Annotated in this window: 7 protein-coding genes; 4 read left to right on the top strand and 3 right to left on the bottom strand. The window is 72.6% G+C overall.

The annotated features are described in order from the left end of the window. The first annotated feature begins 19 nt into the window (after nucleotides 1–19). Complete coding sequence (locus ACP7BP_RS18170) at nucleotides 20–2173, top strand: bifunctional metallophosphatase/5'-nucleotidase (protein WP_426246627.1); 2154 nt, start codon at nucleotides 20–22, stop codon at nucleotides 2171–2173. An 80-nt stretch (nucleotides 2174–2253) separates the two neighbouring features. On the opposite strand, the gene ACP7BP_RS18165 is transcribed toward ACP7BP_RS18170, so the two are convergent. Further along, the gene (locus tag ACP7BP_RS18165) at nucleotides 2254–4041 is read right to left on the bottom strand and encodes a glycoside hydrolase family 15 protein (protein ID WP_426246626.1); all 1788 of its coding nucleotides are present in this window, start codon (nucleotides 4039–4041) and stop codon (nucleotides 2254–2256) included. 41 nt (nucleotides 4042–4082) lie between these two features. Here ACP7BP_RS18165 and ACP7BP_RS18160 point away from each other — a divergent pair, with 41 nt between their 5' ends. Together ACP7BP_RS18160 and ACP7BP_RS18155 are read left to right on the top strand one after the other, a co-directional pair. After that, nucleotides 4083–4559, top strand: coding sequence for a CinA family protein (locus ACP7BP_RS18160; RefSeq protein WP_426246625.1), 477 nt, complete (start codon nucleotides 4083–4085; stop codon nucleotides 4557–4559). Nucleotides 4560–4628: 69 nt separating this feature from the next. Continuing rightward, complete coding sequence (locus tag ACP7BP_RS18155; RefSeq protein WP_426246623.1) at nucleotides 4629–4934, top strand: helix-turn-helix domain-containing protein; 306 nt, start codon at nucleotides 4629–4631, stop codon at nucleotides 4932–4934. A gap of 2 nt (nucleotides 4935–4936) precedes the next feature. On the opposite strand, the gene ACP7BP_RS18150 is transcribed toward ACP7BP_RS18155, so the two are convergent. Together ACP7BP_RS18150 and ACP7BP_RS18145 are read right to left on the bottom strand one after the other, a co-directional pair. After that, on the bottom strand, nucleotides 4937–5740 hold the full coding sequence (locus ACP7BP_RS18150; protein ID WP_426246621.1) for an Fpg/Nei family DNA glycosylase: 804 nt from the start codon (nucleotides 5738–5740) through the stop codon (nucleotides 4937–4939). Between the two features lie 45 nt (nucleotides 5741–5785). Continuing rightward, the gene (locus tag ACP7BP_RS18145) at nucleotides 5786–10312 is read right to left on the bottom strand and encodes an ATP-dependent helicase (RefSeq protein ID WP_426246620.1); all 4527 of its coding nucleotides are present in this window, start codon (nucleotides 10310–10312) and stop codon (nucleotides 5786–5788) included. 41 nt (nucleotides 10313–10353) lie between these two features. Here ACP7BP_RS18145 and ACP7BP_RS18140 point away from each other — a divergent pair, with 41 nt between their 5' ends. Continuing rightward, nucleotides 10354–11106, top strand: a complete 753-nt coding sequence (locus ACP7BP_RS18140) for a ZIP family metal transporter (RefSeq protein ID WP_426246619.1) — start codon at nucleotides 10354–10356, stop codon at nucleotides 11104–11106. The last annotated feature ends 37 nt before the right edge of the window (nucleotides 11107–11143 follow it).

The following is an 11143-nucleotide window of genomic DNA, read 5'->3' as shown; positions in this document are numbered from 1 at the left end:
GCGCCGACGATGGGGAGCCGTGGCCACAGCCGCCGCCCTCACCGCGGCGCCACTCGCCGTCGTTGCAACCACCGCCGTGCCCGCGCACGCCGCGCCGGTTGACATCCGACTGCTCAACATCAACGACTTCCACGGCCGCATCGACGACAACACGACGAAGTTCGCCACCACGATCGAGCAGAACCGGAACGCCAACACGCTCCTGCTCTCGGCGGGCGACAACATCGGCGCGTCGCTGTTCGCCTCCGCCAGCCAGGACGACAACCCGACCATCGACGTCCTCAACGCCCTCGAGATGAGGGCGTCCGCCGTGGGCAACCACGAGTTCGACAAGGGCTTCACCGACCTCCAGGGCCGCGTGCAGGACCGCGCCGCCTTCGAGTACCTCGGCGCAAACGTCTACCAGAAGGGCACCACCAACCCGGCGCTCAAGGAGTACGACATCCGCGACGTCGGCGGCGTGTCCGTCGGCATCATCGGTGCCGTCACCCAAGAGACGCCGTCCCTGGTCAGCCCCGCCGGCATCGCCGCGGTCGACTTCGGCGACCCGGTCGCCGCCGTCAACCGCGTGGCCGGCCAGCTCACCGACGGCAACCCCGCCAACGGGGAGGCCCAGGTGGTCGTCGCGGAGTACCACGAGGGTGCCCCCGACGACGCCGGCACCACCAGCGGCGCGTTCGGCCGGATCGTCAACGAGACGAGCCCGAAGGTCGACGTCATCTTCACCGGACACACGCACAAGCGCTACGCGCTCAGCACCCCTCGGCCGGTCGTCCAGACCGGCAGCTACGGGGAGTACGTCGGCCGGGTCGACCTGAGCTACGAGACCACCACCGACGCGGTCACGGTCAACGGGGTCAGCAACGTCCCGAGGGTCGCCGCCGCGGCCGCGCCGGGCGCGTTCCCACGGGTCGACGCGGTGAAGACCATCGTCGACAAGGCCCTGGCCGACGCCAAGGTCGTCGGCGACACCCCGGTCGGCACCATCACCGCCGACATCACCCGGGCCGACCGCGATCTCTCGACGCCGGCGGTGGACGAGGACCGCACCGCGGAGTCGACGATCGGCTCCCTGGTGGCCAACGCGCTGCGCGACGGCGTACCCGCCGACATCGCCAAGCCTGAGCTCGGACTCGTCAACCCGGGCGGGCTCCGCGCCGACCTGACGTTCGCCGGCGACACCACCACCAACCCGGCCAACACCGACGGCGTGGTCACCTACGCCGAGGCCAACGCGGTCCTGCCGTTCGTCAACAACATCTGGACGATCGACCTCACCGGCGCCCAGCTCAAGAAGGTGCTCGAGCAGCAGTGGCCGCCGGCCGGATCCTCGCGGTCGTACCTCCACATGGGTGTCTCCGACAACGTGCAGGTCACCCAGGACCCGACCAAGCCCGCGGGGCAGCGGATCACCGCGATCCGCATCGGTGGCAAGCCGATCAGCATGACCGAGACCTACACGGTGTCGACCTTCTCGTTCCTCGGCACCGGCGGTGACAACTTCACCGCCTTCACCGAGGGCAAGGCCAAGGACACCGGTCTCATCGACCGCGACCTGTGGATCAAGTACCTCCGGGAGCACGCCAACCTTGCGCCGAACTTCGCGCGGGAGCAGGTCGTGGCCCAGGGTCTGCCCGCGTCGCTCCAGACCGGCCAGAAGATCACCACCAACCTGTCGAAGCTCGACGTGACCTCCAAGGGCAGCGTCAAGAACACCCAGGTCCAGGTGGTGCGGGTCCGCGACGGCAAGCGCAAGGTCATGAAGACCGTGGCCGTCACCAACAGCTCCGCCGAGGTCAAGTTCACCGTGCCCGGCGCCTCGCAGGTCGAGCTGGTCGCGCTGCCGAGCAAGACCACGCTGGTCCGCGACGTCAAGAAGACTCGACCCAAGGTCACCAAGGTCAAGTACTTCCCCAAGCACACCGCAGTCCGCAAGGGCGCGCCGCGCATCAACGTGTACGTCTCGAACGCTGACGGCGCCAAGGTGGGCGGCAAGCTCAAGGTCGTGATCGGGTCCAAGAAGTACTTCGGCAAGGTCACCCAGGGCAAGGGGAAGCTCAAGCTGCCCCGCTTCACCGCCCCCGGCACCTTCCACATCAAGGTCAAGTACCTCGGCAACCAGCTCTACAAGCCGGCCAAGGGCAGCAAGACCATCAAGGTCTACCGCAACTGACCGCACCGGGAGCACAGCACGACGCATGACGCGAGGGGTCCGGGTCTTCCCGGGCCCCTCGTGGCGTGCGGGGGCCGCGGTCAGCCGCGGGGGGTGGCGTTCCCGAGACGAAGTGCCGCCTGCACCAGGGTGAGGTGGCTGAACGCCTGGGGGAAGTTCCCGGCCATCCGGCCCTCCGCCACGTCGTACTCCTCCGAGAGCAGGCCGACGTCGTTGGCGAGCGCGCAGAGGCGGTCCATCAGGGCGTTCGCGTCGTCGAGCCGTCCGGCCGCGGCGTACGCCGAGACCAGCCAGAAGGAGCACGCGAGGAACGGGTGCTCGTCGCCGGCCAGCCCGTCGACGCCCGTCTCGGTGCGGTAGCGGAGCAGGAATCCGTCCCGCATCAGGTCGTGCTCGATGGCCGCGATGGTGCCGAGCACCCGTGGGTCGTCGGGCGGCAGGAAGCCCACCAGCGGGAGGTTGAGCAGCGAGGCGTCGACGTGGGTCGTGTCGTAGTGCTGGGTGAACGTGTTGCGCTCGGTGTCGAAGCCCTTGGCGAGCACCTCGGCACAGATCTCGTCGCGGATGGCGCGCCAGCGCTCCAAGGGGCCCTCGAGCCCGAACTCCTCGATCCCGCGGACCGCCCGGTCGAAGGCCGCCCAGGCCATCACCCGGGAGTGGGTGAAGTGCTGGCGCGGGCCCCGGATCTCCCACAGCCCGCTGTCGGGCCGGTCCCAGTGCTCGGCCAGCTCGTCGACCAGCCGCCGTTGCAGCGACCACGAGTCGCGGGTCTCGTGGACGCCGGCGAGGCGGGCGTCGTGGAGGGCGATCATCACCTCGCCCAGGACGTCGGTCTGCCGCTGGTCAGCCGCGCCGTTGCCGATGCGCACCGGCGTGGAGCCGGCGTAGCCCTGGAGGTGGTCGAGCTCGTGCTCCGGCAGTCGCCGGCCGCCGTCGACGGTGTACATGATCTGCATGTCGGCCGGGTCGCCGGCGATCGCGCGCAGCAGCCAGGTGCGCCACTGCTCGGCCTCGGTGGTGTAGCCGGCGGCGAGCAGCGACTCCAGGGTGAGCGAGGCGTCGCGCAGCCAGCAGTAGCGGTAGTCCCAGTTGCGCTCGCCGCCGAAGTCCTCGGGCAGCGAGGTCGTGGGTGCGGCGACGATGCCGCCGGTCTCGTCGTGGGTCAGCAGCCGCAGCGTCAGCAGGCTGCGCACGACCAGGTCGCGGTGAGGTACGCCGGCGACCAGCGTGCTGCTCCACTTCTCGCCGTCGAGGCGGGTGGCCTCGATGCGGTGGTCGTACCCGATCCGCGGCGGGACGTCGCGCCACGAGCGCACCCACGTCGTCGAGAAGATCAGCTCCTCGCCGGCCGTCACGTCGAACTCGTCGCTGTGGTGACCGTCGACCGCGACCGGCAGGCGCGGCCCGCGCAGCACGACCTTGTCGGGTCCGGCGACGGCGACGATCGTCTCCTCGCCATGAGCGTGGTGGCGGCTGACCCACGGACGGACCCGGCCGTAGTCGTAGCGCACCACCCAGTCGTGGCGCATCCGCACGGTGCCCTCGAGGCAGGTGATGCGGCGCACCAGGTCGGCCCGGCCGTCGCAGGTGGGCATCACGTCGAGGAGCACGACGGTGCCGGTCGGGGTGGCGAAGGTCGTCTCGAGCAGAGCGGAGTTTCCGACGTAGCGGCGGGTGACGGTCACGTCGTCCAGGTCGGCTGGGCCGAGCAGCCAGCGCCCGTTGTCGACGTCGCCCAGCAGCGCCGCGAAGCACGCGGGGGAGTCGAAGCGCGGCAGGCACAGCCAGTCGACCGAGCCGTCGCGGCCCACGAGGGCGGCGGTGCCACGGTCGCCGACCATTGCGTAGTCCTCGATCGCCAGCGCCATGTGGTCACCGTAACCACCCCTGCCTACTTATGATCGTCGGCATGCCCGAGGCCGCGAACGTGCTCGACCTGCTGCGCGGCCGGGGGCAGACGCTGGCCGTGGCCGAGTCCCTCACGGGAGGCCGGCTCGCGGCCGCCCTTACCGCCGTGCCGGGGGCGTCCGCGGTGTTCCTGGGGGCAGTGGTCGCCTACGCGACGGCCCTGAAGATCGACGTCGTGGGAGTGCCGGTCGCGCTCGTCGAGGAGTACGGCGTCGTCTCGGCCGAGTGCGCCCGGGCGATGGCGGTCGGCGTGCGTGACCTCACCGGGTCGTCGTACGCCCTGAGCACGACGGGAGTCGCCGGGCCCGACCCGCAGGACGGCCGCCCGGTGGGCACCGTCTTCGTCGGGATCGCCGGGCCCGAGGGTGTGGTCGCGCACGCGTTGTCGCTGACGGGGGACCGGCTGGGGATCGCCGAGGCGACCGTGCGGAGGGCGTTGACGATCCTCGCCGACTCCCTCGAGGCTGTGGAAAGGTGACCGGGAAGAAAGGGCCGTCGGGTAGCGTTGCGCACATACGTTCGGTCCACTGTCAGGAAGGCTAGACGCATGGTGCTCTACCGCCGAGTCCTCGGTGACGTCCTGCGTGACCGTCGTCTGACCCGAGGCATGACCCTGCGTGAGGTCTCGGCGGAGGCTCGCGTGAGCCTGGGCTACATCTCCGAGATCGAGCGCGGCCAGAAGGAAGCATCCTCCGAGCTGCTCGCCTCGCTGTGCTCGGCGCTCGAGGTGCCGTTGTCGTCGGTGCTCCGCGACGTGAGTCGCGCCGTCGCCCTCGAAGAGTCCGCGGTGGCCGCCACGCCGATCGACGTCGCCCGCGTGAGCCACGGCGACGTGGTCGCCAGCGCCGCCTGACCTCAGCCGGGTGCGGGCTGGCAGCTCGGGCACCAGTACTTCGCGCGCTCCCGGCCAGGCTCTCCCTGCATGTGCACCTGGATCGGGGTCTGGCACCTCAGGCACGGCTGCGCATCACGTCGGTAGACCCACATCCGCCGCCCCCGCCGCAGGTCGCCGGTGGTGGTCTGCTCGGCGCGCTCCTTGTTCAGCTCCAGCATCTGGCGTGCGCGCCGCACCAGCCGGCGTAGCTCGGAGACCTCGCCGACCGGCGTCAGCGGGTGCACCCCGCTGGTGAAGCACAGCTCGGAGGCATACATGTTGCCGATGCCGGCCAGGCTCGTCTGGTCGAGCAGGGCCTCGCCCAGCGGCATGGACGCGTCCTGGCGCAGCCGGCGCAGCGCCTCCTCCTCGTCCCAGTCGGGGCCGAGCAGGTCGGGGCCGAGGTGGCCCACAATGCGCTGCTCCTCGTGCCGCGGCACCAGCTCGACGATGCCGAGGCTGAAGCCGACGACGACCCGCTCGTCGGTCGAGAGAACGACACGAGCTTCCTTGGCCGGCCGCCGCCAGCGCTGGCCCGGCGTGTAGATCTCCCAGCGCCCCTCCATCTTCAGATGGGTGTGAAGCGTCCAGTCGGTGCCCGGCTCCGCACCCTGGAACCGGGTCAGCAGGTGCTTGCCCCGCGAGAGCGTGCAGACGACGCGCGAGCCGGTCAGGTCAGCGGTGGCGAGCTGGGGCACGCGGAAGTCGGAGGCGGTGAGCACGTGGCCCGCGAGGGCCCGGTCGAGAGTCCGGGCCGCGCGCCAGACCGTGTCACCCTCTGGCACGGCGCGTCTCCATCACCACACACTACGCCCGAGTGACGGGGTGCATCAGCCGCGCAGCCGCAGGCCCTTGGGCGTCGACACGAAGCCGGCATCCTGGAGCGCGGCGCGCAGCGGGGTCAGGCCGGCGCCGAGGAGCTGGGCGCCGTCGGCCTTCTCGACCGTGAGCCGTCCGAGCGCGCCACGGCGTACGGCGTCGGCGAGCGCCGCGGTCGCCGGCGCGAGCCGGGTGCCGTCGTCGCCCCAGGTGAGGAGCGTGCGGCCGCCGCGCTCGACGTAGAGCGTCAGGTGGCCGTCGACCAGCACGACGAGCGCGCCGGCCTTGCGTCCGGGCCGGTGACCCCCGGCCTCTGCGTCGCCGGGCGGCCAGGGCAGCGCGGCGCCGAACGGGTTGGCGGGGTCGGTGGCCGCCAGCGCGACCGCCACCGGGGTCGCGTCGGGCGCGACCTCGGCGAAGGTGCGCAGCCGGTCGATGGCACCGGTGGTGCCGAACTGGGCGGCACCGAGCCCGCCCACGAAGTAGCCGCGCCGACAACGACCGGAGTCCTCGAACGCACTGAGCACCTTGTAGACGGCGGCGAAGCCGCCGGGCAGCCGCTCGCTGACGACGGCACCCCGGATGACCACGCCGTGCCGGTCCAGGAGCCGCTCGGCCACCGCGTGCGCGCGACGGGTCGGATCGGTGTCGCGGGCGGGGAGCGCGGCCCAGCGCCCGGCGCTCTCGGGCGGGCCGGTGCGGCGGGGAAGCGCGCCGCGGCCGGTGCGTGGTGGTGGCCTGCGGCTGCGGTGGGTCGTGCTGCCGGCGCGGGTGAGCGCCCGCAGCGGCGTGAGGGTGTCGTTGCTCAGCCGCCCGGCCCAGACCAGGTCCCAGAGCGCAGCACTCAGCGCCCGGTCGTCGGTGCTGCCCACGGCGTCGGCGAGCTGACGGAAGAACCACGCGCCTCCCGGGGCGAGCGCATCGAGCACCGACTGGTGCAGGTCGGCGTGCTCGAAGGGGGCCGGCTCGGGCAGCGTCAGGTCGGCCTGGTCGGCGAGGTGGAGGCTGATCCAGCCGTCGGAGCCGGGCAGCGGGCCGTGCCCCGCCCAGACGACCTCTCCGGCCGCAGTGAGCTCGTCGAGGTGAGCCGGCTGGTAGTCGCGTACCCGTGCCGGCAGCACCAGCGACTCGAGGGCGCTCGCGGGCACGGGCGCGCCGGCCAGCTGGTCGATCGCGGTGAGTACGCCGTCGACGCCGCGCAGGCCTCGGCCGGTGACGTGCTGCCAGGCCGGCAGGAACCGCCCGAGTGCATCGGGCTCGACCGGCTCGACCTCCTTGCGCAGCAGGGCGAGCGAGCGGCGCCGGAGCTTGCGCAGCACCTCGGCGTCGCACCACTCCGAGCCGGCCCCGGCGGGGCGGAACTCGCCCTCCAGCACCCGGCCGCGAGCCGCCAGCCGCTGGAGCGTGTGGCGGGCGACGGCGGTGCCGAGGCCGAGGCGCGCGGCGACCTCGTCGGTCGTGAAGGGCCCGTGGGTGCGGGCGTGCCGGGCGACCAGGTCGCCGACCGGGTCGTCGACGGCGTCGGCGAAGGCGTCGGGCGTGCCGGGCGGCACAGGCACGCCGAGGGCGTCACGGAGCCGGCCGACGTCCTCGACGACCGCCCAGCGCTGCTCGCCCGCCATCCGGATCTCGACGAGGCGGCGTGCTCCGGTCAGCGTCGTGAGCCAGTCGCTGACGTCCGCGCCGTCGACCGCGCGTGCGGTGATCTCGGCGGTGGTGAGAGGACCGAGCAGCCGGAGCAGGTCGGCGAGCCCCTCGGCGTTGCGGGCGCGCCGGTCGTCGGCCAGCCACTGCAGCTCGGCCTCGACCTCGGCGAGCACCTGGGGGTCGAGCAGCTCGCGCAGCTCGGCCCGACCGAGCAGCTCGGCGAGCAGGCCCTGGTCGAGGCTGAGGGCCGCGGCCCGGCGTTCGGCGATGGGGGAGTCGCCTTCGTAGACGAACTGGGCGACGTACCCGAAGAGGAGGCTGCGGGCGTACGGCGACGGCTGGTTGGTGGCCACGTCGGTGACCGTGACCTCGCGCCGCTCGATGCGGCGCATCAACGCCACCAGGCTGGGCAGGTCGTAGACGTCCTGGAGGCACTCGCGCACGGCCTCGAGCACGATCGGGAACGACGGGTACTGCGCCGCGACCTCGAGCAGCTGCGCGCTGCGCTGGCGCTGCTGCCACAGCGGGCTCCGGCGGCCCGGGTCGCGGCGCGGGAGCAGGAGGGCCCGCGCGGCGCACTCGCGGAAGCGGCTCGCGAAGAGCGCGCTGCCACCCACCTCCTGGGTCACCAGGTCGTCGATCTCGTCCGGCGCGAACACGATGACGTCGCCCGGCGGCGCGTCGTCGTCGGTGTCGGGGATGCGGACGACGATGCCGTCGTCGGAGGCGACCGCCTGGCCGTCGACGCCGTACCGCTCGCGGAGCCGGGCGTTGATGGCCAGCGCCCAGGGCGCGTGCAGGGGCGTGCCGTAGGGGGAGTGGACCACCAGCCGCCAGTCGCCGAGCTCGTCGCGGAAGCGCTCGACGAGCAGGGTGGTGTCGCTGGGCACGACCGACGTGGCCTCGGCCTGGTCGGCGAGGTAGCCGACCAGGTTGTCGGCGGCGTAGGCGTCGAGGCCGTGGGCGCGGACGGCGGCGGTGGCCTTCGCGCGCGGCAGCGCGGCCAGCTCGCGGGTGAAGGCGCCGATCGCGGCGCCGAGCTCGGCCGGCCGGCCCAGGGTGTCGCCCTTCCAGAACGGGAGCCGGCCGGGAATGCCCGGCGCCGGGGTCACCAGGACCCGGTCGTGGGTGATGTCCTCGATGCGCCAGCTGGTCGCGCCCAGCGCGAAGACGTCACCGACCCGCGACTCGTAGACCATCTCCTCGTCGAGCTCGCCCACCCGGCGACCGGTGCCCTCGCCGACGAGGAAGACGCCGAAGAGACCGCGGTCGGGGATCGTGCCGCCACTGGTGACGGCGAGCCGCTGGGCGCCCGGCCGGGCGGTGAGCTGCCCGGTCACGCGGTCCCACACGATGCGCGGGCGCAGCTCGGCGAACTCGTCGGAGGGGTAGCGGCCGCTGAGCAGGTCGAGGACGGCGTCGTAGGCGGAGCGCGGCAGCTGGGTGAACGCGGCGCTGCGCACGGCGAGGGTGAAGAGCTCGTCGACGTCCCAGGCGTCCATCGCCGTCATCGCCACGACCTGCTGGGCCAGCACGTCGAGCGGGTTGGTCGGCACCCGGAGGCTCTCGATCGCGCCGTCGCGCATGCGCTCGACCGTCACAGCTGTGGGCGCGAGGTCGGCGCGGTGCTTGGGGAACAGCACCCCGCGGCTTGTCTCGCCGACCTGGTGCCCGGCACGGCCGACGCGCTGCAGGGCGCTCGCGACGCTCGGCGGGCTCTCGATCTGGATGACCAGGTCGACCGCGCCCATGTCGATGCCGAGCTCGAGGCTGCTGGTCGCGACCACGGCCGGCAGTCGGCCCCGCTTGAGGTCGTCCTCGATGAGGGCCCGCTGCTCCTTGCTGACGGACCCGTGGTGCGCCTTCGCGATGACCGTCTCGGCGCCGCTCGACTGCCCGGACTGCGCCATCACCTGAGCCGGCGGCCCGGACGCTGCCGCCTCCTCGGTGCCTGCTTCCTGGGTGCCCGCTCGCTCGGTGGCGATCTCGTTGAGGCGTGCGGTCAGCCGCTCGGCCAGGCGGCGGCTGTTGGCGAAGACGATGGTGGAGCGGTGCTGCTCGATCAGGTCGACCACGTGCTCCTCGACGTGCGGCCAGATGCTCGCGGCGCGGCCGGGGTCGCCGGACTCCTCGTCGTACTCGCCGGGGGCGGTCATGTCCTCCACGGGTACGACGACGCGGAGGTCCCAGGTCTTCTCGCTCGGCGGGGCGACGATCTCGACGGGCGCGGAGCCGCCGAGGAAGCGCGCGACCTCCTCGAGGGGGCGCACGGTGGCCGAGAGGCCGATGCGCTGGGCCGGTCGGTCGAGCAGCGCGTCGAGACGCTCGAGGCTCAGCGCGAGGTGGGCGCCGCGCTTGGAGCCGGCGACGGCGTGCACCTCGTCGACGATCACCGTCTCGATGCCGCGCAGCGTCTCGCGCGCCTGGCTGGTGAGCATGAGGAACAGCGACTCCGGCGTCGTGATCAAGATGTCGGAGGGTGCGGTCACCAGCCGGCGGCGGTCGGCGGCCGAGGTGTCGCCCGAGCGGAGGCCGACGGTCACGTCGGGCACGCTGGTGCCGAGCCGGGCGGCGGCATGGCCGATGCCGGTGAGCGGCGCGCGGAGGTTGCGCTCGACGTCCACGGCCAGGGCCTTGAGCGGTGAGACGTAGAGGACGCGCGTGCGCCGGGACTTGTCGGCCGGCCGGTCCTCGGTCAGCAGCCGGTCGATCGACCACAGGAACGCGCTCAGCGTCTTGCCCGACCCGGTGGGCGCGACCACCAGCGCGTGCCGCCCGTGGCTGATCGCCTCCCAGGCGCCCTCCTGGGCGGGCGTCGGACGCGCGAACGCGGACTCGAACCACGCCCGCGTGGGGGCGCTGAAGCGGTCGAGGGCGTCCACGATCGTCATTGTTGCCGACGGCACCGACACCCGGGCTCTACGGTGGGTCCGTGCCCACCTGGATCGAAGCCGGCCTCTGGGGACTTCTCGCAGGCGGCGCACTCGTGCTCGGCGCGCTGGTGGCCTGGCTGGTGCGGGTCCCCGCCCTCATCGCGTACGCCGTCATGGCCTTCGGTGCCGGCGTGCTCGTCTCCGCGCTGGCCTTCGACCTGGTCGACGAGGCCGCTGACACCGGCGGCGTGCTGCCCACCGTCCTCGGCTTCCTGGGCGGTGCCCTGGCGTACGTCGCCGGCAACGTGGTGCTCGCCCGTCGCGGCGCTCAGCACCGCAAGCGGTCTGGCGGGCTCCAGCCGCGCGAGGAGGACCAGCAGGGAAGCGGCTCCGCCATCGCCCTGGGTGCCCTGCTGGACGGCGTACCGGAGTCGGTCGTCCTAGGCCTCTCGCTGCTCGGCGGCCACGGTGTGGGGGTGCCGGTGCTCGCCGCCATCTTCGTCTCCAACCTGCCCGAAGGGCTCTCCAGCACGGCCGGGATGAAGCGTGCCGGCCGCACCCCGGTGTTCGTGTTCGGTGTCTGGACCGGGATCGCGGTCGTGAGCGGCCTGGCCGGCGCGATCGGGGTTCTCCTGCTCGAGGGAGCGTCCGACAACACGGTCGCAGCCATCACCGCGGTCGCCGCCGGCGCGATCCTCGCCATGATCGCCGACACGATGATCCCGGAGGCCTTCGAGGAGACCCGCCTCTGGACCGGGCTGATCGCCACGCTGGGATTCATCATGGCGTTCGCGATCAGCCGGAGTGCCTGATATCGCGGTGAGGAATGTCGGCGAGTTGTCCTAGGGT

Origin of the sequence: Nocardioides sp. LHG3406-4 (assembly GCF_049897745.1) — a bacterium.
GTDB lineage: Bacteria > Actinomycetota > Actinomycetes > Propionibacteriales > Nocardioidaceae > Nocardioides.
Note: the sequence above shows the minus strand (reverse complement) of the source record. Positions and strands in the feature narration are given on the sequence as shown.